27 protein-coding genes and 1 other RNA gene are annotated in these 26,361 nt (G+C 65.6%); 9 read left to right on the top strand and 19 right to left on the bottom strand.

Annotated features, from left to right (window positions below; all coding sequences use genetic code 11):
* Positions 1 to 153: 153 nt before the first annotated feature.
* Both PO768_RS00750 and PO768_RS00745 read left to right on the top strand, forming a co-directional pair.
* Complete coding sequence (locus PO768_RS00750; RefSeq protein ID WP_272644468.1) at positions 154 to 2,778, top strand: TonB-dependent siderophore receptor; 2,625 nt, start codon at positions 154 to 156, stop codon at positions 2,776 to 2,778.
* A 35-nt stretch (positions 2,779 to 2,813) separates the two neighbouring features.
* Entirely contained in the window at positions 2,814 to 3,182 is a 369-nt protein-coding gene (locus PO768_RS00745; protein WP_272644467.1) for a cupin domain-containing protein, read from the top strand.
* A 54-nt stretch (positions 3,183 to 3,236) separates the two neighbouring features.
* Here PO768_RS00745 and PO768_RS00740 read toward each other — a convergent pair whose 3' ends face one another.
* Positions 3,237 to 4,175: an inositol monophosphatase family protein gene (locus tag PO768_RS00740; protein ID WP_272644466.1), complete on the bottom strand. Its 939-nt coding sequence runs from the start codon at positions 4,173 to 4,175 to the stop codon at positions 3,237 to 3,239.
* A gap of 120 nt (positions 4,176 to 4,295) precedes the next feature.
* Between PO768_RS00740 and PO768_RS00735 the strand changes: the two genes are divergently transcribed.
* Together PO768_RS00735 and cysE are read left to right on the top strand one after the other, a co-directional pair.
* Positions 4,296 to 5,021 carry an RNA methyltransferase gene (locus tag PO768_RS00735; RefSeq protein WP_269841399.1) on the top strand — a complete coding sequence of 242 codons (726 nt, stop codon included), beginning with the start codon at positions 4,296 to 4,298 and terminating at the stop codon, positions 5,019 to 5,021.
* Between the two features lie 98 nt (positions 5,022 to 5,119).
* Positions 5,120 to 5,896: a serine O-acetyltransferase gene (gene cysE, locus PO768_RS00730; RefSeq protein WP_272644465.1), complete on the top strand. Its 777-nt coding sequence runs from the start codon at positions 5,120 to 5,122 to the stop codon at positions 5,894 to 5,896.
* A gap of 3 nt (positions 5,897 to 5,899) precedes the next feature.
* Here cysE and PO768_RS00725 read toward each other — a convergent pair whose 3' ends face one another.
* From PO768_RS00725 to yjgA, 3 genes are read right to left on the bottom strand one after another with little or no spacing between them, the layout of a single operon-like run.
* On the bottom strand, positions 5,900 to 6,376 hold the full coding sequence (locus PO768_RS00725) for an FKBP-type peptidyl-prolyl cis-trans isomerase (protein WP_137945043.1): 477 nt from the start codon (positions 6,374 to 6,376) through the stop codon (positions 5,900 to 5,902).
* Complete coding sequence (mog, locus tag PO768_RS00720) at positions 6,373 to 6,951, bottom strand: molybdopterin adenylyltransferase (RefSeq protein ID WP_137945044.1); 579 nt, start codon at positions 6,949 to 6,951, stop codon at positions 6,373 to 6,375. Before mog ends, PO768_RS00725 begins: the two co-directional genes overlap by 4 nt.
* A complete protein-coding gene (gene yjgA, locus PO768_RS00715) occupies positions 6,944 to 7,492 on the bottom strand; it encodes a ribosome biogenesis factor YjgA (protein WP_137945045.1) in 549 nt (182 codons plus the stop codon). Before yjgA ends, mog begins: the two co-directional genes overlap by 8 nt.
* Before the next feature lie 79 nt (positions 7,493 to 7,571).
* On the opposite strand from yjgA, the gene pmbA reads away from it, so the two are divergent.
* From pmbA to PO768_RS00700, 3 genes are all read left to right on the top strand, one after another.
* On the top strand, positions 7,572 to 8,963 hold the full coding sequence (gene pmbA, locus PO768_RS00710; RefSeq protein ID WP_272644464.1) for a metalloprotease PmbA: 1,392 nt from the start codon (positions 7,572 to 7,574) through the stop codon (positions 8,961 to 8,963).
* A 204-nt stretch (positions 8,964 to 9,167) separates the two neighbouring features.
* On the top strand, positions 9,168 to 10,250 hold the full coding sequence (locus PO768_RS00705; RefSeq protein ID WP_137943563.1) for a TRAP transporter substrate-binding protein: 1,083 nt from the start codon (positions 9,168 to 9,170) through the stop codon (positions 10,248 to 10,250).
* 154 nt (positions 10,251 to 10,404) lie between these two features.
* Complete coding sequence (locus tag PO768_RS00700; protein WP_272644463.1) at positions 10,405 to 11,487, top strand: TRAP transporter substrate-binding protein; 1,083 nt, start codon at positions 10,405 to 10,407, stop codon at positions 11,485 to 11,487.
* A gap of 129 nt (positions 11,488 to 11,616) precedes the next feature.
* Here PO768_RS00700 and PO768_RS00695 read toward each other — a convergent pair whose 3' ends face one another.
* The 6 genes from PO768_RS00695 to PO768_RS00670 form a co-directional block, all read right to left on the bottom strand.
* On the bottom strand, positions 11,617 to 13,365 hold the full coding sequence (locus PO768_RS00695; protein WP_272644462.1) for a TRAP transporter large permease: 1,749 nt from the start codon (positions 13,363 to 13,365) through the stop codon (positions 11,617 to 11,619).
* Positions 13,365 to 13,967 (bottom strand): TRAP transporter small permease subunit, encoded by a 603-nt coding sequence (locus tag PO768_RS00690; protein ID WP_272644461.1) that lies wholly within the window; start codon positions 13,965 to 13,967, stop codon positions 13,365 to 13,367. The genes PO768_RS00695 and PO768_RS00690 overlap by 1 nt, the downstream gene beginning before the upstream one ends.
* 120 nt (positions 13,968 to 14,087) lie before the next feature.
* Positions 14,088 to 14,432: a TIGR01244 family sulfur transferase gene (locus PO768_RS00685; RefSeq protein WP_137943559.1), complete on the bottom strand. Its 345-nt coding sequence runs from the start codon at positions 14,430 to 14,432 to the stop codon at positions 14,088 to 14,090.
* A 10-nt stretch (positions 14,433 to 14,442) separates the two neighbouring features.
* Positions 14,443 to 14,889 (bottom strand): GatB/YqeY domain-containing protein, encoded by a 447-nt coding sequence (locus PO768_RS00680; protein WP_137943558.1) that lies wholly within the window; start codon positions 14,887 to 14,889, stop codon positions 14,443 to 14,445.
* Between the two features lie 137 nt (positions 14,890 to 15,026).
* Positions 15,027 to 15,239, bottom strand: a complete 213-nt coding sequence (gene rpsU / locus PO768_RS00675) for a 30S ribosomal protein S21 (RefSeq protein ID WP_007833691.1) — start codon at positions 15,237 to 15,239, stop codon at positions 15,027 to 15,029.
* A 180-nt stretch (positions 15,240 to 15,419) separates the two neighbouring features.
* On the bottom strand, positions 15,420 to 16,652 hold the full coding sequence (locus tag PO768_RS00670; protein ID WP_272644460.1) for an NAD(P)/FAD-dependent oxidoreductase: 1,233 nt from the start codon (positions 16,650 to 16,652) through the stop codon (positions 15,420 to 15,422).
* A 304-nt stretch (positions 16,653 to 16,956) separates the two neighbouring features.
* On the opposite strand from PO768_RS00670, the gene PO768_RS00665 reads away from it, so the two are divergent.
* On the top strand, positions 16,957 to 17,991 hold the full coding sequence (locus tag PO768_RS00665; protein WP_137943556.1) for a GGDEF domain-containing protein: 1,035 nt from the start codon (positions 16,957 to 16,959) through the stop codon (positions 17,989 to 17,991).
* On the opposite strand, the gene PO768_RS00660 is transcribed toward PO768_RS00665, so the two are convergent.
* From PO768_RS00660 to PO768_RS00620, 9 genes are all read right to left on the bottom strand, one after another.
* A complete protein-coding gene (locus PO768_RS00660) occupies positions 17,983 to 18,795 on the bottom strand; it encodes a sulfite exporter TauE/SafE family protein (RefSeq protein ID WP_272644459.1) in 813 nt (270 codons plus the stop codon). The genes PO768_RS00665 and PO768_RS00660 overlap by 9 nt on opposite strands.
* A gap of 5 nt (positions 18,796 to 18,800) precedes the next feature.
* Positions 18,801 to 19,259, bottom strand: coding sequence for an EVE domain-containing protein (locus PO768_RS00655; protein ID WP_272644458.1), 459 nt, complete (start codon positions 19,257 to 19,259; stop codon positions 18,801 to 18,803).
* A 28-nt stretch (positions 19,260 to 19,287) separates the two neighbouring features.
* Positions 19,288 to 19,465: non-coding RNA, 6S RNA (gene ssrS / locus PO768_RS00650), on the bottom strand.
* Positions 19,466 to 19,480: 15 nt separating this feature from the next.
* The gene (locus tag PO768_RS00645; protein WP_137943553.1) at positions 19,481 to 19,789 is read right to left on the bottom strand and encodes a cell division protein ZapA; all 309 of its coding nucleotides are present in this window, start codon (positions 19,787 to 19,789) and stop codon (positions 19,481 to 19,483) included.
* Positions 19,786 to 20,001 carry a cell division protein ZapB gene (zapB, locus tag PO768_RS00640; RefSeq protein WP_137943552.1) on the bottom strand — a complete coding sequence of 72 codons (216 nt, stop codon included), beginning with the start codon at positions 19,999 to 20,001 and terminating at the stop codon, positions 19,786 to 19,788. Before zapB ends, PO768_RS00645 begins: the two co-directional genes overlap by 4 nt.
* Positions 20,002 to 20,016: 15 nt before the next feature.
* Complete coding sequence (nth, locus tag PO768_RS00635; protein ID WP_272644457.1) at positions 20,017 to 20,679, bottom strand: endonuclease III; 663 nt, start codon at positions 20,677 to 20,679, stop codon at positions 20,017 to 20,019.
* 24 nt (positions 20,680 to 20,703) lie between these two features.
* Positions 20,704 to 21,372 carry an electron transport complex subunit RsxB gene (gene rsxB, locus PO768_RS00630; protein WP_272644456.1) on the bottom strand — a complete coding sequence of 223 codons (669 nt, stop codon included), beginning with the start codon at positions 21,370 to 21,372 and terminating at the stop codon, positions 20,704 to 20,706.
* Complete coding sequence (locus tag PO768_RS00625; RefSeq protein ID WP_272644455.1) at positions 21,369 to 22,661, bottom strand: polyhydroxyalkanoate depolymerase; 1,293 nt, start codon at positions 22,659 to 22,661, stop codon at positions 21,369 to 21,371. Before PO768_RS00625 ends, rsxB begins: the two co-directional genes overlap by 4 nt.
* 215 nt (positions 22,662 to 22,876) lie before the next feature.
* Positions 22,877 to 24,079, bottom strand: coding sequence for an amino acid aminotransferase (locus tag PO768_RS00620; protein ID WP_272644454.1), 1,203 nt, complete (start codon positions 24,077 to 24,079; stop codon positions 22,877 to 22,879).
* 136 nt (positions 24,080 to 24,215) lie between these two features.
* On the opposite strand from PO768_RS00620, the gene uvrB reads away from it, so the two are divergent.
* Positions 24,216 to 26,348 (top strand): excinuclease ABC subunit UvrB, encoded by a 2,133-nt coding sequence (gene uvrB / locus PO768_RS00615; protein WP_272644453.1) that lies wholly within the window; start codon positions 24,216 to 24,218, stop codon positions 26,346 to 26,348.
* The last annotated feature ends 13 nt before the right edge of the window (positions 26,349 to 26,361 follow it).

Below are 26,361 nucleotides of genomic sequence, written 5' to 3'. Positions count from 1 at the left end.
GCACCACGCGGTGCGCCCGGGGCTGGGCGCGACCGTGTTACTTCCCGAAGTACCGATGCGAGGCCGTCCGCGGCCCTGCAGGGATGTTTCTTTGCCCGTTGTTTTTCATCGATGCAGTTCATTCAAGCAACAACCGACCCACGGAGACAAAGCATGAAGAAGAGAGTTGGACATCAGCCGCAGCCCCCGCTTTGCGGCCAGGAATCGAATCGTTTCAAGCTGCGCGCGAGCTGGCTGGCCGCCGCCGTGCTGCAACTGGCGGCCCTGCCGGCGCTGGCCCAGCAGGTCGAGGCCAAGCCGGATGAGAAGGCCAAGGACGAGTCGACCAATCAGCTGGACCGCGTCGTCGTGACCGGCAGCACCGGGCTGAACCGCACGGTGCGCGAGAGCTCGGTGGCGGTGACGGTGGCCGACCGCGAGGCCTTGGACCGCAAGGCGCCGTACTCGGCGGCCGAGGCCATGGAGCTGGTGCCGGGCATGTATATCGAGGCCTCGGCCGGCGAGATGTCCAACAACTACTCGGTGCGCGGCATGTCCGGCGGCAACCAGCGCTGGGTGCAGGTGCAGGAGGATGGCCTGCCGATCTTCTACTACCCGAGCTGGTCGGCCGATGGCCTGGTCAAGTCGGAACTCGGTATCGACCGCATGGAGGCGGTGCGCGGTGGCACCTCGGCCATCCTGACCGCCAACGGCGCCGGCGCCACGATCAACTTCCTGACCTTCCGCAACAAAGGCAAACCCGAGGGCGCGCTGCGCCTGACCACCTCCGACTACCAGCAGCGCCGGGTGGACCTGCGCTATGCCGGTGGCCTGGGTGAGGGCTGGTTCGGCGGCGTGTCGGGCTACTACCGCGTCGACGACGGCGTGCGCCACCCCGAGTTCACCGGCAACAAGGGTGGCACGCTGCGTGCGCATCTCGGCCGCAAGATCACTGACGGCGAGTGGAGCGTGAACCTCAAAGTCATGCGTGACCACACCATGTTCTATCTGCCCATTCCCGTGATCGGCAAGGACAAACCACGCAGCCTGCCCGGCATGAACGCCAACTACGGCACCATGATAGGCCTCGACTCGGGCGTGCAGACGGTGCGCACATCGCTGGTGCCCGGCACCTTTACGCAGACCGTGGACTCGCGCGATGGCTATGACCACAAGGCCTTGGCGCTGGGCTACCACTTCGAGAAGGCCCTGGCCCCGGCCTGGAAGTTCTCGTCCAAGGGCCGCTACACCGATTCCGACGTGACCGCCAGCGTGGTGTTCTCGTCCAGCAATAGCAGCTTGCGCCCGGCCGTCGACCGGCTGGACCCGGCCAAGTTCGGCTACATCAAGGAGATGCTGGACCGTTTCGGGCCGGCCTGCGGCGGTGCTTGCAAGCCGGCGGTGCGCATCGTCTCGACCGGGGAGGTGCTGTCCACCCCCGAGCAGCTCAATGCGCTGAACGGCAACGGCCTGCTGTCCGACAACGTGCTGCAGGCCGACAAGCAGATCATCCGGGAGTTCGTCAACGATATGCGCCTGAGCTGGAACACCGAGCGCAACAGCCTCGGTCTCGGCCTCTTGACCTTCAACACGCGCAGCGAGGGCGGCAGCCCGGTGTCGGCGCGCTTTGTCAGCGATGTGCGCAACCACGCCAGGCGGGTCGATCTGGTGGCGCTAGACCCGGCCGGCAAGGTGGTGGGTTCCTACACCGAGAACGGTGTGCGCGAGCACTCCACCTGGGGCGACAGCAATGACCGCAACCGCAACAGATCGATGTCCGTCTACCTGAACGACGAGTACAAGCTCAGCGACACCCTGCGCCTGGACGCCGGCCTGCGCATCGAGCGATTCCGCTATCGGCAGGAGCGCGGCGGCTATGGCGAGTACGAACCCATCCCCGGCGCCTTCAAGCCGGGCTGTGATCGCGACGCGCTGGGCGATGCGGCCTGCGATGTGGACAACATCATCGCCAACAACTACTGGGCCTATCCGAACAACGGCCAGTACGAGACGGTGCGCAACCGCTGGACCGAACCCTCCTGGACTGTTGGCGGCAACTACCTGCTGAACAACAATATCGCCCTCTACGGACGATTCGCCAAGAGCTACCAGAGCACCGGCGATCTGCCGGTGACCAAGATCGAGTTCGGCGAGCTGGGGGCACGCATGCAGGCCAGGAACGTCGCCGCCACGCTGACCTTCTACAAGGCCAACTTCAAGGGCGACCCGAACAGCGCCGAGGTGGACAACGCCCAGGTCGAGATGCTGCAGGGCGTGAAGTCGCAAGGCCTGGAATTCGAAGTGAGCTGGCGGCCGCTGCGCTGGTTCGAGTTCGCGGCCACCGGCGTGCTGCAGCGCTCGCGCTTCAGTGTCAACAACCTGCGGGTGCTGCGCGGCAGCGGCACCGATCTGGAGGCCTTGCTGAAGGAAGCCACCAGCTGGTCGGGCAATCGCCCGGAGCGCACGCCCGACCGCAACTTCACGCTCGCGCCGACCCTGTTCTTCAACGATGGCAAGGGCGAATTTACCGTGGCCTGGCACTACGTCGGTGACCGTTTCGCCGATGTCTCCAACTCGGTGCGCCTGCCGGCCTACAAGACCATCAATCTGAGCCTGCGCTATGAGCTGACGCCCCGCATCACCTTGAACGCGGCGGTGCGCAATCTGACCAATACCGTCGGCCTGACCGAGGGCAATCCGCGCTCGGGCTTTGTGCAGGCGCCGGCCGGCAGCGACTACTACTATGCTCGTCCGATCCTGGGCCGCAACGCCCAGCTGTCGGCGACCATGAGCTTCTGAGGAGACATTTCATGCAGTCACAAGCGAGCAAGCCCATGACAAACACGATCTGGGACCATCATGTGGCGGTGCCCGATGCGCCGCCGGGCTTCACCGTGCGGACCTGCGTGCCGGCCAACCCCGACGGGGTCGAGGTGATGCTGGAGCGCTGGGAGGCCGGCAGCAGCGAGCCGCCGCACAGCCATCCCGGTAACGACATGACCGTGGGGGTGGAGGGGCGGATGCGCATCCAGTTCTTCAGGCGCGAGGGCGGGGCGCTGCTGCCCGATGGCGCGCCGCTGCTGCTGAATGCCGGCGAGACCGGCTATGTGGCGGCCGGACGCATCCACGATGCCCAGTATCTGCAGGACTGCAAGCTGGTCTATGTGCACGAGCGGGCCTTCGGCTTCCAGACGGAGGCCTGAAAAGACAGAGCCCTCTTGCGAGGGCTCTGTCTGTCGGGGCAGGGCGTCGCCCGCTCAGGCGGCGTCGCTGCTCTTCTTGATGCGCACCGAGGCGCGCTTCTTCGGCTCGGCAAGCACCTCGGCGGCCACGACATCGGCAGCGCTGGGCTTGGCTTCCGCCGCTACCGCTTCCTCCTCGGCCTTGATCACGCGGCTGTAAGGCGCCAGGATGGGCACCAGCTGGCCGTAGATCTTGGGGCTACCGGCCAGCACTTCGCGCTGGTTCATGAAGTCGGACTCGCCGGTGAAGTTGCCGATCAGGCCACCGGCCTCGGTGATGATCAGCGAGCCGGCGGCCACGTCCCAGGGGTTCAGGCCGGTCTCGAAGAAGGCGTCGTAGTAGCCGGCGGCCACATAGCAGAGGTCCAGCGCGGCCGCGCCCGGACGGCGCAGGCCGGCGCACAAGGGCATGATCTCCTCGAACATCTTCAGATAGCGCTTGAAGTTGTCGCCGCGGCGGAAGGGGAAGCCGGTGCCGATCAGCGCGTCGCTCATGCGGGTGCGCTTGGAAACGCGCAGGCGGCGGTCGTTCAGGAAGGCGCCGCGGCCCTTGGTCGCGTAGAACAGGTCGTTGCGGGTCGGGTCATAGACGACGGCCTGCTGCACCACGCCGCGATGCGCCAGCGCAATCGACACGCAGTACATCGGCAGGCCGTGGATGAAATTGGTCGTGCCGTCCAGCGGATCGATGATCCAGACGAACTCGGAATGCTTGGCGCCATGCTCGCGGCCCGACTCCTCGGCCAGGATGCCGTGGTCGGGGTAGGCTTGCAGCAGGATCTCGATGATGGCGTTCTCGGCCGCCTGGTCCACCTCGGTCACGAAGTCATTGGGCGACTTGGTGTTGATCTTCAGGATGTCGAGGTCCAGGGACGCGCGGTTGATGATGGAACCTGCTGCGCGGGCCGCCTTGATGGCGACATTGAGCATGGGATGGAGAGCAACTTGCGTCATGCGTGGTGAACCTGCAAACGAATGGGGTGGACTGGCGAAAGGAAAGAGCGTTGCGAAACAAGGGACGAGGCCCTGGCCGCAGATAATCACGTATTTTAGCCGAGACCGGCAAGGGCTACCGTGGATTCCACACGCTTCATCCTGATTGAGACCAGCCACCCCGGCAATGTGGGGGCCGCCGCGCGGGCGATGAAGGTGATGGGTTTCGCCGAGCTGGTGCTGGTGCGGCCGCGTTTTGCCGATGTCTTGTGCCAGGAAGACACGGTGGCGATGGCCAGCGGCGCGGCCGATATCCTGGCCCGGGCCCGCATCGTCGCGAGCCTGGAGGAGGCGCTGGACGGCGTCACCTTCGCCTGTGCCACCGCGATGACGCCGCGCGACTTCGGCCCGCCGACGCGTGAGCCGCGAGCCCTGTTCGCCGAGCTGGCCCAGGCGCAGCACAAGATCGGCCTGGTGTTCGGTTCCGAGCGCTACGGCATGAGCAACGAGGATGTCTACCGCTGCCACGCGGTGCTGTCGATCCCGACCCATCCCGACTATGGCTCGCTGAATCTGGCCCAGGCCGTGCAGCTGCTGGCCTACGACCTGCGCCAGGCGCTGGGCGGCTTCGCGGTGCAGGCACGCACGCCCGACCCCGAGCTGGCCGATGCCCAGGCGGTGCAGGGCCTGCTGAGCCATCTGCAGGCCTCGCTGGAGGCCATCGGCTTTCTGGACCCGGCTGCGCCGCGCAAGCTGATGCCCCGGCTCAATCAGCTCTTCAACCGCGCCCAGCTGACCCGCGAGGAGGTCCATATCCTGCGCGGCATTGCGCGCCAGATGGTCAAGCCCCGCGCCAGCGAGGATTGAGCGCGGCCGCTCAAGCACTTGCGCTTCAGAGAAGACGCATATCCCGCAGGGATGTGCAGTCGCAACTAAACTGGCCGGCCACTTCTCCCCGATTTCCCATGTTCCAGCGCCTTCGCGAAGACATCGCCTGCATTCTTGAGCGAGACCCCGCCGCCCGTTCGGCCTGGGAGGCGCTGACCTGTTATCCAGGTCTGCATGCGCTGGTGCTGCACCGGCGCGCCCACTGGTGCTGGACCCATGGCCTGAAATGGCTGGGACGCTTCATCTCGCACTGCGGCCGCTTCCTCACCGGCATCGAGATCCATCCCGGCGCGACCATAGGCCGCAAGGTTTTCATCGACCATGGCATGGGCGTCGTGATCGGCGAGATGGCCGAGATCGGCGAGGGTTGCACGATCTACCAGGGCGTGACCCTGGGCGGCACGGCCCTGATCAAGGGCGCCAAGCGCCACCCGACCCTGGAAGCCGGCGTCATCGTCGGCGCCAATGCCTGTGTGCTGGGCGGCTTCACCGTTGGGGCCGGTGCGCGTATCGGCTCGCTGGCCGTGGTGACGAAACCGGTGCCGCCGGGCGCCACCGCGGTGGGCAATCCGGCGCGCATCATTGAGGCCAAGGCGGATGCCGAACGCGAGGCCCAAGCGGCAAGGATGGGTTTCTCGGCCTATGGCGTGACGCAGAGCGACGACCCCTTGTCCCAGGCCCTGCGCGGCCTGATCGACAACGCCTCGGGCCAGGACCACCAGATCGCGCTGCTGTGGCAGGCCATCGAGACCCTGTCTACGACGCGCAGCTCCGACAAGGACTGCGTGCCCTCGGATGCGGCCCGTACCGAGTGTTTCGAGGCCGCCAAGCTCAATCAGCTGATCGGCAAGTAGCGTTCAATGATGGTGTCCATGGTCGCCGTGAGCGTGACCATGGGCCACTTCCTCGGCGCTGGCGGCGCGCACCGAGACCACCTTGACGGTGACCTTCAGGCTCATGCCGGCCAGCGGGTGGTTGCCGTCCAGGATCACGGTATCGCCCTTGATCTTGACGACGTTGAAGAGTTGAAACTCACCCTCGGCCTCGCGCAGCTCCAACTGACCGCCGACCTTGACGCCCGGCGGGAAGTCCTTCTTGGCAATGCTGCGCAGCAGGCTCTCATCGCGCTCGCCGAAGGCGGTCTCGGGTGTCAGGTTCAGCGTGGTCTGGAAGCCGGCTTCCTGGCCCATCAAGGCGTCTTCGACGGCCGGCAAGGTGTTGCCATAGCCGCCGATCAGGCAGGCCATAGGCTCCTTCGATTCCTCGATCAGCTTGCCCTTGGCATCGGCCACCTTCAGCTTCAGGGTGGCGATGGTGTCTTTCTGGATCTTCATGAGTTTGTCGGCTTCTTCAGCGCGGATTTCGGACGGAAGGCCTTGCAGACCTCGTCACGGGTTTCGAGATAGGGGCCGCCGATCAGGTCGATGCAGTAGGGCACGGCGGCAAAGATGCCGCTCGCGCCGGCATGACCGGCCAGGGTCTCGGCGATGGCCTTGGGCTGGCCGGGCAGATTGATGATCAGGCTCTGGCCGCGTATCACCGCGACCTGGCGCGACAGGATGGCGGTGGGCACGAAATGCAGCGAGATCTGCCGCATCTGCTCGCCAAAGCCCGGCATCTCGCGGTCCGCCACGTCCAGCGTGGCCTCCGGGGTCACGTCGCGCAGGGCCGGGCCGGTGCCGCCGGTGGTCAGCACCAGATCGCACTTCGCTTCGTCGACCAGCTCGCGCAGCGTCGCGGCGATCAGCGGCCGCTCGTCGGGGATCAGACGCGGTTCGAACTCGATGGGGTTCAGCAGTGCGGCCGTGAGCCAGTCCTGCAGCGCCGGCAGGCCCTTGTCTTCGTAGACGCCACTGGAGGCGCGGTCGCTGATCGAGACGATGCCGACGCGGACCGTCTGCTCACTCATCGGTCGGCTCCACGCGCAGCTGCTCCGTCTTGATCAGCTGGAACAGCTCGCGGAAGGCGCGGCCGCTGCGCTGTTCTGGCGCCGCAGCGGCATCCTTGCGGGCCGCGCGCACCAGGCTGCGCAGTTGCTGCACATCGACCTCGGGATGCGCGCTGACGAAGGCTTGCAGCTCGTCGTCGCTGGCCAGCAGGCGCTCGCGCCAGCGCTCGCTCTGGTGCAGGGCCAGGCTGTCCTTGGCATGGCCCAGCTTGAAGGCTGCCACGGCCTCCTTGATCGGCTCGGGGTCGACCTTGCGCATCAGCTTGCCGATGTACTGCATCTGGCGGCGCCGGGCTTCATGGGCCGTGATCTTCTTGGCGGCCTTGACGGCGTCGAGCAGGATTTCCGGCAGGCCCAGCGGCGCGACGCGGTCGGCCGGCAGGGTCAGCAAATCCTCACCCAGCGACTGGAGCTCATGGGAGTCCTTCTTCTTCTGGGTCTTGCTGGGACGATCGTAGAAGTCGTCGTCGTCCGGAATGTTCTGTTCTTGCGGGTAGGTCATAAGGCTCTCTGATCAGGCGGGCAGCGCCGGCGCCCGTATGATTGTCGCCCACAACCGATCTCCCGCGTCCCGCCCCTCCATGCCCAAGCCCACCCACGCCCCCGTCCCCACCGCCGAAGCCGGCTTCGCTTACAGCCAGGAACGTTTCCGCGAGCTGGTCGACGAGGTGCTGGCCGAGGCCAAGCGCCTGGGCGCCAGCGACGCCGGCGCCGAGGTCTCCGAGGGCTGCGGCCTGTCGGTCTCGGTGCGCAAGGGCGAGCTGGAGAATGTCGAGCGCAACCGCGACAAGTCACTGGGCATCTCGGTCTATGTGGGCCAGCGGCGCGGCAATGCCAGCACCTCGGACTTCTCGGCCAAGGCACTGCAGGACACGGTGCGCGCGGCCTTCGACATCGCCCGCTTCACCGCCGAAGACCCGGTGGCCGGCCTGCCCGACGAGCAAGACCTGTCCCTGGATGCCACGGCCCGCCCCGAGCTGGACCTGTTCCACCCCTGGGCCATCGATGCCGAGGGCGCGGCTGCGCTGGCGATGCGCTGCGAGGCCGCCGCGCTGGGCACCGACAAGCGCATCACCAATTCCGAGGGCGCCGCCGTGTCGGCCCAGCAGTCGCACTTCTTCTCCGGCAACAGCCGGGGTTTTCGCGGCGGCTATGCCAGCTCGCGGCACTCGCTCTCGGTCGCGCCGATCGCCGGTCGCGGCGCCGGCATGCAGCGCGATTCCTGGTACAGCTCGATGCGCGATGCCGCCGAGCTGGCCGCACCCGAGGCCGTCGGCCGCTATGCCGCCGAGCGCGCGCTGTCGCGCCTGAAGTCGCGCAAGGTCAAGACGGCCGAGGTGCCGGTGCTGTTCGAGAGCACGGTGGCGGCCGGTCTGCTGGGCGCGCTGGTGCAGGCCACCAGCGGCGGTGCGCTGTACCGCAAGGCCAGCTTTCTGCTCGACAGCCTGGGCAAGCCGGTGCTGGCCGAGCACCTGGACGTCAGCGAGGACCCGCATGAGCTGAAGGGCAAGGGCAGCTCGCCGTTTGACGACGAGGGCGTGATCACGCGGCCGCGCCAGGTCGTCGAGGCCGGCGTGCTGCAGGGCTATTTTCTGTCCACCTATTCGGCGCGCAAGCTGGGCCTGCGCACCACCGGCCATGCCGGCGGCTCGCACAATCTGCGCCTCACCAGCCGCTGGACCGCGCCGGGTGACGATCTGCGGACCATGCTGCGCCGCATGGGCCGTGGCCTCTTCGTTACCGAGCTGATGGGGCAGGGCGTCAACTATGTGACCGGCGACTATTCGCGCGGCGCCAGCGGCTACTGGGTCGAGAACGGCGAGATCGCCTACCCGGTGCATGAGGTGACGATCGCCGGCCACCTGCCCGAGATGTTCCGGCAGATCGTCGGTGTCGGCACCGATGCCTACACGGTCGGCAGCAAGACCATAGGCTCGGTGCTGATTGCCCGGATGAAGCTGGCGGGCAGCTGAACGGCTTGTGCGCTGAGCGCGCATTGGGTGTCATGGGTACGCACGGCGTCAGCTTTCTGAAAGCCGCGTCGTGGTGCAATGGTCCGTTGCATTGCAGCGCTCCCGCAGCGCTGCCGGGCATCGGGGACAAGACCGGCCGCAGGCCGGGACTGCCGCTATAAAACAGTCGGCGCAATGGCTGCGCCCACCACTGAGGAGTTCAAGATGGAACGACGTTCCTTTGTCAAGCAGGCCGGTCTGGCCGGTGTGTTGGCGGCGGGCACCGCGCCCGCTTTCGTGCAGGCGCAGGCGAATATCCGCTGGCGCCTGGCTTCCAGCTTCCCGAAGTCGCTGGACACCATCTACGGCGGTGCCGAGGTGTTTGCCAAGCAGGTCAGCGACATGACCGGCGGCAAGTTCCAGATCTCGGTGCATTCGGGCGGCGAGCTGATGCCGGCCTTCGGTGTGGTCGACGGCGTGCAGAACGGCACGGTCGAGATGGCGCACACCGTGCCCTACTACTTCTTCGGCAAGGACGAGACCTTCGCCATCGGCGGCGCGATCCCCTTCGGCCTCAATTCACGCCAGATGACAGCCTGGATGTATGAGGGCAACGGCCTGAAGCTCATGCGCGAGTTCTATCGCAACTACAACATCGTCAACTTCCCCGGCGGCAACACCGGTGCGCAGATGGCCGGCTGGTACCGCAAGGAGATCAAGTCGACCGCCGATCTGAAGGGTCTGAAGTTCCGCGTCGGCGGCTTTGCCGGCAAGGTGATCGAGCGCATGGGCGGCGTGCCGCAGAACATCCCCGGCGGCGAGCTCTACCAGGCGCTGGAGAAGGGCACGATCGATGCGGCCGAGTGGGTCGGCCCTTACGACGACCAGAAGCTGGGCTTCCATAAGGTAGCGCCGTTCTACTACTACCCCGGCTGGTGGGAGGGCGGTCCGCAGATCGACTTCTTCATCAACAACAAGGCCTACGACGCGCTGTCGCCCGAGTACAAGGCCATCATCGAGGCGGCTTCCTCGCACGCCCATGTGGACATGCAGGCCAAGTACGACGGCCGCAACCCGGGTGCGCTGCGCCAGCTGGTGGCCGCAGGCACCAAGCTGCAACGCTTCCCCAAGGATGTGCTGGACCTGGCCTTCAAGGAATCGATGGCGCTGTACAGCGATCTGTCGGCCAAGAATCCGAACTGGAAGAAGGTCTACACCGACTACGCCAACTTCCGCCGCGAGCAGACCCTGTGGTTCCGCTTTGCCGAAGCTGGCTTCGACGACTTCATGCAGGCACAGAAGTTCTGACGCTGACCCCGCATGGCTCCACGGCCCCGCCTTGTGCGGGGCTTTTTTTCGTCCCTGTTGTGCAAGCCTCGGGTTCCCCCTGCCGCCGGGGCGCAAGGCGCACAAATAGAATCATTCGGCACATGCTGTGTGAGTCAATAACAGGAGACTATTGATGAAAAGACGTTCATTCGTGGGCCATGCCGGTCTGGCTGGGGTGTTGGCGGCAGGGGCTGCTCCGGCCGTGGTGCAGGCGCAGGCGCAGATCCGCTGGCGCCTGGCTTCGAGCTTCCCCAAGGCCCTGGACACGATCTACGGCGCGGCCGAGGTGTTTGCACGCAAGGTCAAGGAAATGTCGGGCGGCAAGTTCGAGATCTCGGTGCATGCCGGCGGTGAGCTGATGCCGGCCTTCGGCGTGGTCGACGGGGTGCAGAACGCGACGGTGGAGATGGCGCACACGGCGCCCTACTACTTCTTTGGCAAGGACGAGACCTTTGCGCTGGGCTGCGCGATTCCCTTCGGCCTGAACAGCCGCCAGATGACGGCCTGGCAGTACGAGGGCAATGGCCTGAAGCTGATGCGCGAGTTCTACGCCAAGTACAACATCATCAGCTTCCCGATGGGCAATACCGGCGCGCAGATGGGCGGCTGGTATCGCAAGGAGATCAAGTCGGTGGCCGATATCAAGGGCCTGAAGATGCGCATCGGCGGCTTTGCCGGCAAGGTGCTGGAGCGTCTGGGTGGCGTGCCGCAGAACATCCCCGGCGGAGAAATCTACCAGGCGCTGGAGAAGGGCACGATCGATGCGACCGAATGGGTCGGCCCCTACGACGACCAGAAGCTGGGCTTCAACAAGGTGGCGCCGCATTACTACTATCCCGGCTGGTGGGAGGGCGGCCCGCAGCTGGACCTCTATGTCAACACCAAGGCCTACGAGGGTCTGTCGGCCGAGTACAAGTCCATCGTCGAGTGCGCGGCCGCCTACGCCCACACCGAGATGCAGGCCAAGTACGACGCACGCAACCCGGCCGCTTTGCGCCAGCTGGTGGCCGCAGGCACCAAGCTGCAGCGCTTCCCCAAGGATGTGATGGACGCAGCGTTCAAGGAGTCGATGGCGGTCTACAGCGAGTTGTCGGCCAAGAATCCGAACTGGAAGAAGGTCTACGAGGACTACGCCAAGTTCCGCAGCGAGCAGAACCTGTGGTTCCGCTTTGCCGAGGCCGGCTTCGACGACTTCATGCAGCAGCAAAAGCTCTGATCGGCCGCCAGGCCACCGAACCCGCCGGGATGCAGATCCTGGCGGGTTTTTTCTTGCACTCATGAAAAAGCCGCCCCGGCTTGCGACCGGGGCGGCTTGTTGGGCTTGGCAGGCCTTGCGGCCGCAGGGTCAGGGCTGGCTGGCGGGCGCGCTGGCCGGCTCGCCGAACAGCTTGCTGGCGTCCATCTCGGTGTCGTCCGCATTGGTATCGGGCTGGAACTCGATCTCCACCGAGTTCGGATCGACCTTGGCGCTGTTGTCCATGCCGCCGGTCACCAGGCCCGGGTAGGCGACGATCACTGCCACCATGATCAGCTGCAGCACGATGAAGGCGATCGAGCCCTTGTAGATCTGCGCCGTGCTGACTGCGGGGATGGTTTCATTGGTGATGCGGTCCTTGTAGTCCTTCTTGGCCGCGACGCTGCGCAGATAGAACAGCGCAAAACCGAAGGGCGGGGTCAGGAAGGAGGTCTGCAGATTCATCGCCAGGATCACGCCGAACCAGATCATCACCATATCGGGCGACATGCCGGGCACCATGGCCGGCAGGATCTTCTCGGCCACCGGCACCAGGATGGGCACGACGATGAAGGCGATCTCGAAGAAGTCGATGAACATGCCCAGCACGAAGACCAGCAGGTTCACGACGATCAGAAAGCCCAGCGCGCCGCCGGGCAGGGCCGCGAACAGATGCTCGACCCAGATATGGCCGTCGGCGGCGTTGAAGGTGAAGCTGAAGACGGTGGAGCCGATCAGGATGAACAGCACGAAGCAGGACAGGCGCGCGGTGTTGTCCAGCGCCTGCTTCATCAGGCCCAGGCCCAGTCGGCCACGGCTGACCGCCATGATCAGGGCGCCGACGGCACCCATGGCGCCACCCTCGGTGGGCGTGGCCACGCCCAGGAAGATCGTGCCCAGCACCAGAAAGATCAGCACCAGCGGCGGGATCAGCACAAAGGTGACCTGACCGGCCAGACGCGACAGCAGGCCCAGCTTGAAGACCTTGTTGATGCCGGCCAGGAGCAGGGCCAGGAAGGCCGCAATGGTCATCGACAGAATCAGCACCTCATCGCCCGGTGCCGGCATCTGGCGCTGCAGCAGCGGGTTGATGATGGCCTCGTGATTCTGGGCCCAGAGCCAGCCGGCAGCGGCGCAGACCAGCAGCAGCACGAGCAGCGATTTGTGGCCGCTGGCGCCATTGGTCTCGCGGTAGATGCGGGCCTCGGGCGGCAGGGCAGGCACCCAGCTCGGCTTGACGATGGCCACACCGGCAATGAAGAGCAGGTACAGGCCCACCAGCAGCAGGCCGGGCACCAGCGCGCCGGCATACATATCGCCGACCGAGCGGCCCATCTGGTCGGCCAGCACGATCAGCACCAGCGAGGGCGGGATCGCCTGGGCCAGCGTGCCCGAGGCGGTGATGGTGCCGGTGGCGATGGTGCGGTTGTAGCCGTAGCGCAGCATGATGGGCAGCGAGATCAGGCCCATCGAGATCACGGCCGCAGCCACCACGCCGGTGGTGGCGGCGAGCAGTGCGCCGACCAGTATCACTGCCACGGCCAGACCGCCGCGTAGCGGGCCGAACACCTGGCCCACCGTCTCGAGCAGGTCCTCGGCCATGCCGGAGCGCTCGAGGATGATGCCCATGAAGGTGAAGAAGGGGATGGCCAGCAGGGTGTCGTTCTGCATGATGCCGAACACGCGCAGCGGCAGGGCCTGGAACAGATTGGAGCCGAACAGCCCCACCTCCATGCCGACAAAGCCGAACAGCAGTCCGGTGGCCGCCAGGCCGAAGGCGACCGGGATGCCGGTCAGCAGGAAGAAGAACAGGCCCGCAAACATCAGCGGGACAAAGTTCTGAGTCAGAAACTCGATCATCAGTTGGCTCCTCGGGCCTTGCGCTCAGCAGCGACGGCCAGTTCTTCGGCCAACAATTCTTCGTCACTCTTCTCGTGTTCGACCGAGAAGGGCTCGGCACGATGGCCGGTCAGGAAGGCTATGCGCTTGATCAGCTCGGACGTGCATTGCAGCAGCAAGATGGCGAAGCCGGCCGGGATCAGCAGCAGCACCGGCCAGCGGATCAGGCCACCGGCGTTCTGGCTCATCTCGCCCGACTCCCAGGCGCGCTGGAACAGCGGCCAGGACAGCTCGATCATGATCACGCTCAAGGGCGCGATGAAGATCAGGATGCCCAGGATGTCGATGATGGCGTTGGTACGCTTGGACAGCTTGGAGGAGATGAAATCGATGCGCACATGGGCGTTCTTCATGAACACATAGCCCACGCCCAGCATGAACACACCGGCGAACAAATACCACTGGATCTCCAGATAGGCATTCGAGCCGATGTTGAAGGCCTTGCGCATGATGGCATTGCCGGCGCTGATCAGCACGGCGGCCAGCACCAGCCAGCGGATCGTATGGCCCAGCATGTCGCTGAACCGGTCTATGGCCTTGGACAGGCCCAGTAAGAACTGCACGTTGACTCCTCTATCCTTTGAATGCACGGCATAGCCGCAGGCCCCGGCAGCGCGGCCCCGGGCATTCTAGGAGGAGACAAAGCAGCGAGGCCGGAGTGTTTCCCCCGGTACGTAGTTCTATCAATAGCCTTGACGGGCCGCTGTGTATAGCTTGCTCGAACGCGCCCCCGAACGACAGAAGGCAAGGATCGGTCGGGGCAGGCTGTCGATCAGCTGCTTGAACTGCTCGATCTCTTCGGGGGACTGGTAAGCACCGCTGACCGGCAGGTGGCGGTACTCCAGCCCGGCCGCGCGCGCGGCCGCTTCGACCTGGGCGCTGGTGGGTTGATCTGGCCCGCCTTCGAAGTCGGGACGGTTGTTGATCACGCTGCGAAAACCGGCCGCAGCGGCCTCGGCCATCGCGGCCGGTTCCAGCTGCGGGGCCACGCAGAAATCGGGGCTCAGCGCTTGCATGGGCAGGCTCATCATGGGCTCCTTACTGGCTCAGTGCCTGCTTGACCGCGGCCGACACCAGGCCCATATCGGCCTTGCCGGCCAGCTGGGCCTTGACCGCACCCATCACCTTGCCCATATCGCCTGGGCCCTTGGCGCCCAGCTCGGCGACGATGGCGTTGACGGCGGCCTGGATCTCCTCGGCCGACAGGCGCTGCGGCAGATAGGCCTCCAGCACGGTCAGCTCGGCGGCTTCCTTGTCGGCCAGGTCCATGCGGCCGGCGGCGGTGAACTGGCTCAGCGAGTCCTTGCGCTGCTTGATCAGCTTGTCGACGATGGCCACCAGGGCCACATCGTCGACCACCACGCGCTCGTCGACCTCTTTTTGCTTGACGGCCGCCAGCAGCATGCGGATGGTCGTCAGCTTGTCGGCTTCCTTGGCGCGCATCGCGGCCTTCATGTCTTCGGTGATGCGGTCTTTCAAGCTCATATCAATTCCTTTGGTGTGACGGGCATAAGCGTCGCAGAAATGGAAAAAGCCCGCAGCAGCGTCCTGTGCGGGCTTTGTTCCGAGGGTCGGCCATGAACACTAGGTTCGGGGCAGCCCACGACGGAGCACGGGGATGCTCAGTACAGCTTCTTGGGCAGCTGCATGCTGCGCACGCGCTTGTAGTGGCGCTTGACGGCGGCAGCCTTCTTGCGCTTGCGCTCGGCAGTGGGCTTCTCGTAGAACTCGCGGGCGCGCAAGTCGGTCAGCAGGCCCAGTTTTTCGATGGTGCGCTTGAAACGGCGCAGTGCCACATCGAAAGGCTCGTTCTCTTTGACGCGAATGGTGGTCATGAAACTATGGTTCCTTAATATGCGCTCGGTGTTCGCCAGACTCGTTATTGGTGCTGCCCGTAAGCGGCACTGAATGCAGAGCCTGAAGCAGAAGAATCCGGATTCTGCTTCCGAATCGACGCGCAGGGTTTGCTAGCAAAGACCGCGATTATAGCCAGGATTTCAAGACTTGGCGAGAGTTCAGGCGGAAATCACTGCAGGGGCCGCTGCCGAGGGCTCGAGCGAGCGGGCACAGGCCGCCGCGCTGGCCCAGGCCCATTGGAAGTTGTAGCCTCCCAGCCAGCCGGTCACATCGACCACCTCACCGATGAAGAACAGGCCCGGCACGCGCTTGCTCTCCAGGGTCTGCGAGCTCAGCTCGCGGGTGTCGACACCGCCGCGCATCACCTCGGCCTTGCGCCAGCCCTCGCTGCCGTCGGGCTTGAGCTGCCAGGCCTGCAGCTGGCTGGCGAGTTGCTGCAAGTCCTTGTCCTTGCATTCGGCGATCGGCCGGCTTGCCTCCATCCCGAGGCGCGCCAGCCAGGCTTGGGCCAGACGGGCCGGAAACAGCTCGGTCAGCTCATTGCCGAGTTGGCGGCGCGAGCCGCTCTTGGCACTGCGCAGGGTCTCGGCCAGATCGCGTTCGGGCGCCAGATCGATCTGCAAGGCCTGACCCTCCAGCCAGTAGCTGGAGATCTGCAGAATGGCCGGGCCGCTGAGGCCGCGGTGCGTGAACAGCAGATCCTCGACGAAGCGGCCGCGCTGCTTGCCGGCGCCGGTGGAGACCACCACCGGCAGCGACAGGCCGGACAGATCGGCAAACGGCGCCCACTCCTGGGCATTGAAGGTCAGCGGCACGAGGGCGGGGCGCGGCTCGACGATGGCATGGCCCAGCTTCTTGGCCAGGCGCAGGCCCCAGTCGCTGGCGCCGATCTTGGGAATGGACAGCCCGCCACTTGCCACGACCAGCTTGGCGCTGCGCAGCGTTCCGGCACTCGTGTCGAGCTCGAAGCCGCCGCCGTCGACCGTTCTGATATCGGCCACCGTGCAGGGCTGGCGGCGCTCGACGCCGCCAGCCTCGCATTCCTGCACCAGCATCTGGATGATCTGCTCGCTGGACTGGTCGCAGAACAGCTGGCCCTTGTGCTTCTCATGGAATGCAATGCCATGCTTGTTGACCAGGGCGATGAAGTCCTGCGGCGTGTAGCGGGCCAGCGCCGAGCGGCAAAAGGCCGGGTTTTCCGACAGGAAATTGGCCGGCGTCGCCTCCCGGTTTGTGAAGTTGCAGCGACCGCCGCCCGAGATGCGGATCTTTTCGGCAAGGCGTGGTGCGTGGTCGATCAGCAGGACTTTCAGCCCGCGCTGGCCGGCAATGCCCGCACAAAAAAGGCCGGCTGCACCGGCGCCGACCACGACGAGATCAAAAGTTTGCATGCGAGCACTGAGGCAGGGAAAGGCGGGTCGGCCACGATAGCCGCAAGCTGCGGATTGTAGTTTTGCCGGATCACTCCTCTTTTTGGGCCATTGCCTGAGTGAGCCGGCATGAAAAGCGGCGGTCTTCATTCGAGGGCCGAGGTTCTTCGCTACCATCACTCCCTTCAAGCTAGGGGGGGCTCAGCAAACAGGGGGGTGTCCCGCACTTGCCCGCATCTGCTGCGGCCCTCTACATTGCCCCATCAGCCTCGGTGCCATGTCCTCGCCGGACGAGTGCGCCTATTGCCAGATTTGCCAGGATTCCATGGACACCTCAGCCGCCCCGCACCCCGGTGCCTCGCCACAAGTCAGTGGCTTCGGTCAATGGCTTGCCAGCCTGCAGCTGGCCGATACCGAAGTCGCGGCCGGCCTGCTGGGTCTGGTCGAGCCGCTGGGTGCTTTCATGGCCGTCAAATCGCTGGCCACCGGGCGCTATGTCTATGCCAGCGTCGGTATCAATGCGCTGTTCGAGCGCCATGACAGCAGCATCGTCGGCAGCGGCGACAGCGATCTGATGCGGGCCGACGAGGTGGTGGCGATGCGCAGGGTCGAGCAGACCGTGATGGCCCAGCGCTCGGTGGTGGTCAGCGAGCATCGGCTGGAGCTGGGCGGGCGGCGGCGCGAGTTTGCCGTCACCCGCATGCCGCTGGGTGCCGAGTACCTGATCTCGATGTGGTCGGAGCGCACCGAGGAGCGCCATCGCGAGACCCATTTGCAGCGCGCACTGAACCAGATCGAGCAGCAGCAGAAGGCGCTGGAGCAGATCCGTCGCGAGATGCAGGCCGGCAGCGGTCGCGACGAGGTCTCGGGCCTGTATCTGCGGGCCCAGTTCGATGACCAGCTGCTGCGCGAGATCGATCTGTCGACCCGTGAGCACCGCGAGTTCGCGCTGGTGCTGATCGCACTGGATCCGGCGCCGGCCGCTGTGCAGGCACTCGGCGACGAGGCGCACCAGCGCATGCTCGAGGGGCTGGGCCGCATGCTGCGGGCCAATACCCGGGCGATGGATGCGGCCTGCCGCGTCGGCGAGCAGACCTTTGCGGTGCTCTTGTCCGGCGTCGGTCTGGCCACGGCCCATGCCCGCATGGAGCAGCTGCGCCGCCAGTGCACCGCCCAGATCGTGGTGCTCAATGGCCAGGACTTGGGACTGTCGCTGTCGATGGGGGTGGCGAGCTTCCCGCACACCGCGTCCAAGCAGGAAGAGCTGGTCGCGGCCAGCGAGACCGCGGTGCAGGAAGCGCTGCGCCGTGGCGGCAACCAGGTGGTGCTGGCGCCGATTCCCTTTGGCGCCTTAGCTTAGGCCCTTGTAGAGCATATAAGCGGCCAGCACGAAGAGCAGCATCGCGAAGGCCCGCTTCAGCTGGGCCACATTCATCGCATGGGCGGCGCGCGCACCGAGCGGCGCCATCGTCACGCTGGCCGCGGCGATCACGAGCAGGGCCGGCATGAAGAGATAGCCGACCGCGCCCGGCAGTGCCGGCGCCAGATGCCAGCCGCCGACCACATAGCCCAGGGTGTTGGCCAGCGCGATCGGGAAGCCCAAGGCGGCACTGGTGGCCACCGCGTTGTGCATCGCCACATTGCACCAGGTCATGAAGGGCACCGAGACAAAGCCGCCGCCCGCGCCGACCAGGCCCGACAGCATGCCGATGCCGGCGCCGGCGCCGATCTGGCCGGCCGTGCCCGGCATCTGGCGGCTTGGCGCCGGCTTCTTGTTCAGCAGCATCTGGAAGGCGGAGAAACTGACAAAGCCGGCGAAGAACAGCGCCAGCCAGGCACCCTTGAGCAGCGCGAAGATACCGGCGCCGGCGATCAGGCCACCGATCAGGATGCCGGGGGCCAGGCCGCGCACCAGATCCCAGCGCACCGCGCCGCGCTTGTGATGGGCGCGCACGCTGGAGATCGAGGTGAACATGATGGTGGCCATCGAGGTGGCGATCGCCATCTTGACGGCCATGTCGGCGCTGACCCCTTGCTTGGACAGCATCCAGGTCAGGATGGGCACCATCAGCATGCCGCCGCCTATGCCCAGCAGGCCGGCCAGAAAGCCCGAGCACAGGCCCAGTAACAGCAACTCGATCAGCAAAACGGGGTCGAAGGTCATCGGGCTCAGGCCAGGAGTTTCAGGATCAGGGTCCATTCCGCGGCCGTGACCGGGGTGATGGAAAGACGGTTGCCGCTTTGCAGCGTGCGCATCTGGGCCAGGTCCGGCTCGGCGCGCATCTCGGCCAGGCTCAGCAGCCGCGTCTTGCGCAGCAGGCGCACATCGACATGCAGCCAGCGTGGCGCCTCGGGCTTGGATTTGGCATCGAAATAGGGGCTGGCCGGGTCGAACTGGCTGGCGTCCGGGTAGGCGGGGCTGGCTACCTCTGCCAGGCCAGCAATGCCTGGCTGCGGACACGATGAGTGATAGAACAGCACACCATCGCCTACCCGCATCGCATCGCGCATGAAGTTGCGGGCCTGGTAGTTGCGCACGCCGATCCAGGGCACGGTGTGGTCAGGTGCGGCAGCGAGATCGTCGATCGAGCACTCGTCCGGCTCGGACTTCATCAACCAGTAGTTCAAGGTGTGGAGCGGGCCCGTGCTTGTGTAAGGTGTCCACCGCGAGCCGTGAGCCGCATTCCTGAACCCGGGGATTCAGGTGGGCGAGGTCAGCCAAGCTTCGGGTTCATCTGACGCGAGACGATCACACCAACCGGGCGATGTTCCAAGCCCTTGCTCATAGAGCATCGGTCAAGGAAATATAAGACTCACGCGAACGCGATGGACCATCGCATTCTATGCGCTCAAAGCAATTGGCCGTCGTGGCCAAGGGCTTCATCGAGACGGCGAATCAGCGCTTCGAGTTCGGGGGCGGTCTGGCTCTCGTCGGCGCGTGCCGGCGTGGCGGCGGCCGGGCCATCGGCGAGCTGGTAGGCCAGGTTCAGCGCGGCCAGCACGGCAATGCGCTCGCGCGCCTTGACCTTGCCGGCATCGCGGATCGCGCTCATCTCGCGGTCCACCTGGCTGACCGCACGGCTCAGCGTCGCTTCTCCACCCTCGGGGCAGCCGAGCAGATAGCTCTGGCCCATGATGGTGACTTCCATTTGCTTCATGACTTGTTCTTTCCGGACTCACTCTCGACAGGCAGCCGCTCCAGCAGCGCATCAATGCGCAGCCGCGCCGCGCCGAGGCGGGAGCGCAGGCTGTCGCGCTCCTGGCCCAGGCTTTGCACCTGCTCCTGCAGCAGGGCGTTGGTGCGCTTCAACTCATCATGGCGCAGCAGCAGGCGCTCTACCCGGTCGAGAAGATCGGTGATGCTAGGCATGGCTTCCTAAGTGAATCATGGGGCGGGATTGGCGCCGATTGTAGAGGGCCCCAGCGCGCGGCCCAGATCGCAGAAGGGCCGCACCTGGCATTGGCCGCACAAGGGCTTGCGGGCCTGGCAGACATAGCGGCCATGCAGGATCAGCCAGTGATGAGCGTCGACCAGGTACTCGGCCGGGATGCGCTTGAGCAGACCCTGCTCGACCTCCAGCACGTTCTTGCCCGGCGCCAGGCCGGTGCGGTTGCCGAGCCGGAAGATATGCGTGTCCACCGCCATCGTCGGCTCGCCGAAGGCGACATTGAGCACCACATTGGCGGTCTTGCGGCCGACGCCGGGCAGGGCTTCAAGCGCCTCGCGCGAGCGCGGCACCTGGCCGCCATGCTGCTCGATCAGGATCTGGCAGGTCTTGTAGAGATTCTTGGCCTTGGTGCGGTACAGGCCGATGGTGCGGATGTAGTCGGCCAGGCCGTCCTCGCCCAGCGCCAGGATCTTGGCCGGCGTGTTGGCGACCGGATAGAGCCGGCGCGTGGCCTTGTTGACGCCGACATCGGTAGCCTGGGCCGACAGCAGCACGGCGGCCAGCAACTCGAACACGCTGCTGTATTCGAGCTCGGTCTGCGGGGAGGGGTTGGCCGCCTTCAGGGTGGCGAAGAAGGCGGCGATGTCTTGCTTGTTCATGGCGTATGCCCGAGGGCCTGGATCTCAATCGCGCTGGGCCCGGGCGCGCGCCAGCGCGGCTTCTATCATGCTGCGCTTGCGGTCCAGCGCGGCCGGGTCCGTGAGCTTGCTGGCCTCGGCCAGATTGGCGAGCTTGGCCTCGGCCTTGGCCTGCAGCCGGGCCTCGTTTTCCTGTCGCGCGCGCGGCAGGCGCTGCTGATGGAAGCGGTAGCGCTTCAGGGCTTCGTCGGCCTGGGGTGCGCTCCAGGCCTGCCAGCCGGTCTGCTCGCCGCTGACATTGAGCAGCGAGATGCAGTCGACCGGGCAGGCCGGCACGCACAGCTCGCAGCCGGTGCATTGCTCGTTGATGATCAGATGCATGGCCTTGGGCGCACCGACGATGCAGTCGACCGGACAGGCCTTGATGCACAGCGTGCAGCCTATGCACCAGTTCTCGTCGATCACCGCCAGTTGACGGGGACCCTCGACACCATGCTCGGTGCTCAACGGCAGCTCGGGCCGGCCGGTGAGGGCGGCCAGGCGCGCGATGCCCTCGGCACCGCCGGGCGGGCACTGGTTGATGCCGGCCTCGCCGGCCGCGACGGCCTGGGCATAGCTCAGGCAGTCCGGATAGCCGCAGCGCGTGCACTGGGTCTGCGGCAGCGCCGCATCGATGCGGGCGACCAGATCGGCGGTCGGGGCCAAGACGCTCAAGCGGACTTCTTGCTCCGTGTTGTCTTGCGCGCAGGCGTGGTCACCGGGTGCTCGTACTTGAGGATGAAGTCGCGCACCTCGGGGTAGACCTTCTCGCGCCAGCGGCGGCCCGAGAAGATGCCGTAGTGGCCGGCACCGATCGCGTCGTAATGGTATTGATGTTCGGGTGCAATGCCCGAGCACAGCTCGTGCGCGGCGCGGGTCTGGCCGGCGCCCGAGATGTCATCGAGCTCGCCTTCGATGGTCAGCAGGGCCGTGCCCTGGATGTCCTGCGGGCGCACCAACTGGCCCTTGACCTCCCAGGTGCCGTTGACCAGGGCGAAGTCCTGGAACACGGTCTTGATGGTGTCCAGGTAGTACTCGGCCGGCATGTCCAGCACCGCGTTGTACTCGTCGTAGAACTGGCGGTGCGACTCGGCGCTGTCGTCGTCGCCGCGCACCAGATCGAGGAAATAGTCGTAGTGCGAGCTCAGATGCCGGTCCGGGTTCATCGCGACAAAGCCGGTGTGCTGCAGAAAGCCGGGGTAGACCGCGCGCTGCGCACCCGGGAAGTTGGTCGGCACCCGGTAGATCACATTGGTCTCGAACCAGCTGAAGCTGCGGTTCATCGCCAGATTGTTTACGGCCGTGGGGCTCTTGCGGGCGTCGATCGGGCCGCCCATCATGGTCATGCTGCGCGGCGTGGTCTCGCCATTCGACGCCATCAGCGAGATCGCGGCCAGCACCGGCACGGTGGGCTGGCAGACCGAGATCACATGGCATTCGGCCGCACCGATATGGCGGATGAACTGCTGCACATAGGCGATGTAGTCGTCCAGATGGAAGGCGCCCTGGTCCAGCGGCACCATGCGCGCATCGGTCCAGTCGGTGATGAAGACCTTGTGGTCCTTCAGCAACTGGCGCACGGTGTCGCGCAGCAGGGTGCTGTGGTGGCCCGACAGCGGCGCCACCACCAGCACGGTGGGCTGGTCCTTCATCTTGGCCAGCACCGCCAGATCATCGGTGTAGCGCTTGAAGCGCAGCAGCCGGCAAAAGGGCAGCTCGACCGGCACCAGCTCCTGCACCGCCACCTCGATCCCGTCGACTTCGACGCCGCGAATCCCGAACTCGGGCTTCTCGTAGTCCTTGGCCAGCCGGTGCATCAGATCCAGCCCGGCCGAGACCCGATGGGCCATCGGGCCGTGGGCGAAGGGCGAGAGCGGATGGCTGTAGAGCTTGGCCGAGGCGCCCGCGAACTCCGCAAAAGGACTCATCAGCGCGCGCTGGGTTTCGTAGAGCTGATACAGCATGGAGGACCTCGGTAGCTTTGTGGGGTGACAGTACTGCAAAACAANACTCATCAGCGCGCGCTGGGTTTCGTAGAGCTGATACAGCATGGAGGACCTCGGTAGCTTTGTGGGGTGACAGTACTGCAAAACAAATGGTGCAGTGCAGCATTATGCGACTTGCCAGGTGGCAAAGCCGTTAAAACTGCGCAAGCCCACTCGTTCCAGCGGGCAGATTGTCAGCCGCGCAGCACCGCCGCCATCGCCTGAGCGACAGCCGGCAGGTTTTTCTCGTTCAGCGCGGCCACGCAGATGCGGCCCGAATCGACACCATAAATGCCGAACTCGCTGCGCAGTCGCTGCATTTGTGCGGCATTCAGGCCGGAATAGCTGAACATGCCTTTCTGGCGGGTCACAAAGCTCAGATCCTGGCTCACGCCGGCAGCTTGCAGCGCGCTGACCAGCGCCTGGCGCATCGCCCGGATGCGCAAGCGCATGCCGGCCAGCTCCTCTTCCCAGAGCGCGCGCAGTGCCGGGGTCGACAACACGTTCGCAACCACCTGGGCGCCATGGGTTGGCGGATTGGAATAGTTGGTGCGGATCACGATCTTCAGCTGGCTCAGCACCTTGGCGGTCTCCTCGGCCGAGGCGCAGACCACGCTTAGCGCACCGACGCGCTCGCCGTAGAGCGAGAAGCTCTTCGAGAAGCTGGTCGAGACGAAGAAGTCCAGATTGGCGGCGAGGAATTGCTGGACCACCGCGCCGTCTTCGGCGATGCCTTCGCCGAAGCCCTGGTAGGCCCTGTCCCGAAAGGCGACCAGGCCCCGCGCCTTGACGGTGGCGACGACCTGGTCCCATGGGGCGGGGCTCAGGTCATAGCCGGTCGGGTTGTGGCAGCAGGCGTGCAGCACGACCACGGTGCCGGCGCTGGCGCCGTTCAGCGCGGCCAGCATGCCGTCGAAGTTGATGCCCAGCTTGGCGGCATCGTAATAAGGGTAGGTCTGAACCGGGAAGCCGGCGTTGGTGAACAGCGCGCGGTGGTTCTCCCAGCTGGGGTCGGAGATCAGCACGGTGGCGCCGGGGTTCAGGCGCTTCAGGAAGTCGGCACCTATCTTCAGTCCGCCGGTGCCGCCGATGGCCTGCACGGTGGCCACACGCTTGGCCGCCAGAATGGCACTCTCAGAACCGAACACCAGGCCTTGCACGGCCTTGTCATAGGCGGCGATGCCGTCGATCGGCAGATAACCGCGCGCCTTCGGGTCGGCCTGCATCGCGGCCTCGGCCTGGGCCACGCACTTCAGCAGGGGCAGCTTGCCGTTCTCGTCGTAGTAGACGCCGACCCCCAGATTCACCTTGGCGGGGTTGGTATCGGCGTTGAACTGCTCGTTCAGACCCAGGATGGGGTCGCGGGGGGCCATTTCGACGGCGGCAAACAAGGACATGGACGGCTTTCCTGACATGACGGTGGCAAGAGCGTTCGAACAATCGAACGGCGCCTGCGCTACCCTGTCGGGCTGTTGATGATGCGCAAGCCCGTGAATTCTAGAGGGCTTGCGGCCCGAGTCCTGGGAAACCCCGATGCAATCTGCCCCCGTCGCCATTGAGAACCCCGAAAGCCCTAGCGAGGAGCCGAAGGGCGAATTCGTGTCTTTCGAAGGCTCGCCCTTCCAGCTCTTCCAGCCCTTTGCGCCGGCCGGTGATCAGCCCACGGCCATCGCCCAGCTCTGCGAGGGCATCAACGACGGCCTGAGCTTCCAGACCCTGCTGGGCGTGACCGGCTCGGGCAAGACCTTCACGATGGCCAATGTGATCGCCCGGCTGGGCCGGCCGGCCATCATCTTCGCGCCCAACAAGACGCTGGCGGCCCAGCTCTACAGCGAGTTCCGCGAGTTCTTCCCGAAGAACGCGGTCGAGTATTTCGTCAGCTACTACGACTACTACCAGCCCGAGGCCTATGTGCCGCAGCGCGATCTCTTCATCGAGAAGGACAGCGCGATCAACGAGCACATCGAGCAGCTGCGCCTGTCCTGCACCAAGAGCCTGCTGGAGCGTCGCGATGTCGTGATCGTCGCCTCGGTCTCGGCCATCTACGGCATCGGCAATCCGGCCGACTACCACCAGATGGTGATGACGCTGCGCAGCGGCGACAAGATGGATCAGCGCGATGTGATCGCCCAGCTGATACGGATGCAGTACACGCGCAACGAGATGGAGTTCACGCGCGGGCACTTCCGCGTGCGCGGTGACACCATCGATGTGTTTCCGGCCGAGCACTCGGAGCTGGCGCTGCGCATCGAGCTCTTTGACGACGAGGTCGAGACCCTGCAGCTCTTCGACCCGCTGACCGGCAAGATCCGCCAGAAGATCCCTCGCTTCACCGTCTACCCGAGCAGTCACTATGTGACGCCGCGCGAACGCGTGCTGGCGGCGATGGACGGCATCAAGCAGGAGCTGCGCGACCGCGTCGCCCATTTCGTCAAGGACGGCAAGCTTGTTGAGGCGCAGCGCATCGAGCAGCGCACCCGTTTCGATTTGGAGATGCTGCAGGAGGTGGGCCACTGCAAGGGCATCGAGAACTACACCCGCCATCTGTCCGGTGCCGAGCCCGGCTCGCCGCCACCGACCCTGGTCGACTACCTGCCGCCCGATGCGCTGATGTTCCTGGACGAGAGCCATGTGCTGATCGGCCAGTTCGGCGGCATGTACAACGGCGACCGGGCGCGCAAGACCACCTTGGTCGAGTACGGCTTCCGGCTGCCCTCGGCGATGGACAATCGGCCGCTGAAGTTCGATGAGTTCGAGCGCAAGATGCGCCAGGCGGTGTTCGTCTCGGCCACGCCGGCCGCTTACGAGAAGGAGAATGCCGGCCAGGTCGTCGAGCAGTTGGTGCGGCCTACCGGCCTGGTCGATCCCATCATCGAGGTGAGGCCGGCCACCCACCAGGTCGACGATGTGCTGGGCGAGATCCGGCTGCGCGTCGATGTCAATGAGCGGGTGCTGATCACCACGCTGACCAAGCGCATGGCTGAACAGCTGACCGACTATCTGAGCGATAACGGTGTCAAGGTGCGCTATCTGCACTCGGATGTGGACACGGTGGAGCGGGTCGAGATCTTGCGCGATCTGCGCCTGGGGGCCTTCGATGTGCTGGTGGGAATCAACCTGCTGCGCGAAGGCCTGGACATTCCCGAGGTGTCGCTGGTGGCCATTCTGGACGCCGACAAGGAGGGTTTTCTGCGCGCCGAGCGCAGCCTGATCCAGACCATAGGCCGGGCCGCGCGCAACCTCAATGGCAAGGCCATCCTCTACGGCGACCGCATCACCGACTCGATGCGCAAGGCCATCGATGAGACCGAGCGTCGGCGTGCCAAGCAGATCGCCTTCAACGAGGCCAATGGCATCACGCCACGCGGGCTGAACAAGCGCATCAAGGAGCTGATCGAGGGCGTCTACTCGGACAAGCCCGGCCGCGACGACGACAAGCTGGTGCAGGCGGCTGCGGTCGAGGAGCTGTCCGAGAAGGACCTGGGCAAGCGCATCGCCCAGCTGGAGCGCCAGATGCTGGAGCATGCCCGCAACCTCGAGTTCGAAAAAGCGGCTCGGGTGCGCGATCAGTTGGCGCAGCTGCGCGAGCAGGCCTTCGGTGCCGTCGTGCACGACAATCTGGTGCCGCTGGACAGCGCCAACCCGCCGCCGCGCGGCCGCGTCTGACGGTCAGATAGCG

Origin of the sequence: Paucibacter sp. XJ19-41, assembly GCF_028462495.1 — a bacterium.
GTDB lineage: Bacteria > Pseudomonadota > Gammaproteobacteria > Burkholderiales > Burkholderiaceae_C > Roseateles_E.
This window is presented reverse-complemented; position numbering and strand designations above follow the sequence as displayed.

Excerpts from the sequence above, each read along its gene's own strand:
- rpsU (WP_007833691.1), bottom strand. The coding sequence starts at position 15,239 with ATGACCACCATTCGCGTCAAAGAGAACGAGCCTTTCGATGTGGCACTG.
- PO768_RS00725 (WP_137945043.1), bottom strand. The coding sequence starts at position 6,376 with ATGAAGATCCAGAAAGACACCATCGCCACCCTGAAGCTGAAGGTGGCC.
- PO768_RS00740 (WP_272644466.1), bottom strand. The coding sequence starts at position 4,175 with ATGACGCAAGTTGCTCTCCATCCCATGCTCAATGTCGCCATCAAGGCG.
- PO768_RS00695 (WP_272644462.1), bottom strand. The coding sequence starts at position 13,365 with ATGATCGAGTTTCTGACTCAGAACTTTGTCCCGCTGATGTTTGCGGGC.
- yjgA (WP_137945045.1), bottom strand. The coding sequence starts at position 7,492 with ATGACCTACCCGCAAGAACAGAACATTCCGGACGACGACGACTTCTAC.
- PO768_RS00670 (WP_272644460.1), bottom strand. The coding sequence starts at position 16,652 with ATGCAAACTTTTGATCTCGTCGTGGTCGGCGCCGGTGCAGCCGGCCTT.
- zapB (WP_137943552.1), bottom strand. The coding sequence starts at position 20,001 with ATGCCTAGCATCACCGATCTTCTCGACCGGGTAGAGCGCCTGCTGCTG.
- uvrB (WP_272644453.1), top strand. The coding sequence starts at position 24,216 with ATGCAATCTGCCCCCGTCGCCATTGAGAACCCCGAAAGCCCTAGCGAG.
- PO768_RS00750 (WP_272644468.1), top strand. The coding sequence starts at position 154 with ATGAAGAAGAGAGTTGGACATCAGCCGCAGCCCCCGCTTTGCGGCCAG.
- PO768_RS00705 (WP_137943563.1), top strand. The coding sequence starts at position 9,168 with ATGGAACGACGTTCCTTTGTCAAGCAGGCCGGTCTGGCCGGTGTGTTG.
- PO768_RS00645 (WP_137943553.1), bottom strand. The coding sequence starts at position 19,789 with ATGAAGCAAATGGAAGTCACCATCATGGGCCAGAGCTATCTGCTCGGC.
- mog (WP_137945044.1), bottom strand. The coding sequence starts at position 6,951 with ATGAGTGAGCAGACGGTCCGCGTCGGCATCGTCTCGATCAGCGACCGC.
- pmbA (WP_272644464.1), top strand. The coding sequence starts at position 7,572 with ATGCCCAAGCCCACCCACGCCCCCGTCCCCACCGCCGAAGCCGGCTTC.
- nth (WP_272644457.1), bottom strand. The coding sequence starts at position 20,679 with ATGAACAAGCAAGACATCGCCGCCTTCTTCGCCACCCTGAAGGCGGCC.
- PO768_RS00660 (WP_272644459.1), bottom strand. The coding sequence starts at position 18,795 with ATGACCTTCGACCCCGTTTTGCTGATCGAGTTGCTGTTACTGGGCCTG.
- PO768_RS00745 (WP_272644467.1), top strand. The coding sequence starts at position 2,814 with ATGACAAACACGATCTGGGACCATCATGTGGCGGTGCCCGATGCGCCG.
- PO768_RS00680 (WP_137943558.1), bottom strand. The coding sequence starts at position 14,889 with ATGAGCTTGAAAGACCGCATCACCGAAGACATGAAGGCCGCGATGCGC.
- PO768_RS00665 (WP_137943556.1), top strand. The coding sequence starts at position 16,957 with ATGGACACCTCAGCCGCCCCGCACCCCGGTGCCTCGCCACAAGTCAGT.
- PO768_RS00625 (WP_272644455.1), bottom strand. The coding sequence starts at position 22,661 with ATGCTGTATCAGCTCTACGAAACCCAGCGCGCGCTGATGAGTCCTTTT.
- cysE (WP_272644465.1), top strand. The coding sequence starts at position 5,120 with ATGTTCCAGCGCCTTCGCGAAGACATCGCCTGCATTCTTGAGCGAGAC.
- PO768_RS00620 (WP_272644454.1), bottom strand. The coding sequence starts at position 24,079 with ATGTCCTTGTTTGCCGCCGTCGAAATGGCCCCCCGCGACCCCATCCTG.
- PO768_RS00700 (WP_272644463.1), top strand. The coding sequence starts at position 10,405 with ATGAAAAGACGTTCATTCGTGGGCCATGCCGGTCTGGCTGGGGTGTTG.
- PO768_RS00685 (WP_137943559.1), bottom strand. The coding sequence starts at position 14,432 with ATGAGCCTGCCCATGCAAGCGCTGAGCCCCGATTTCTGCGTGGCCCCG.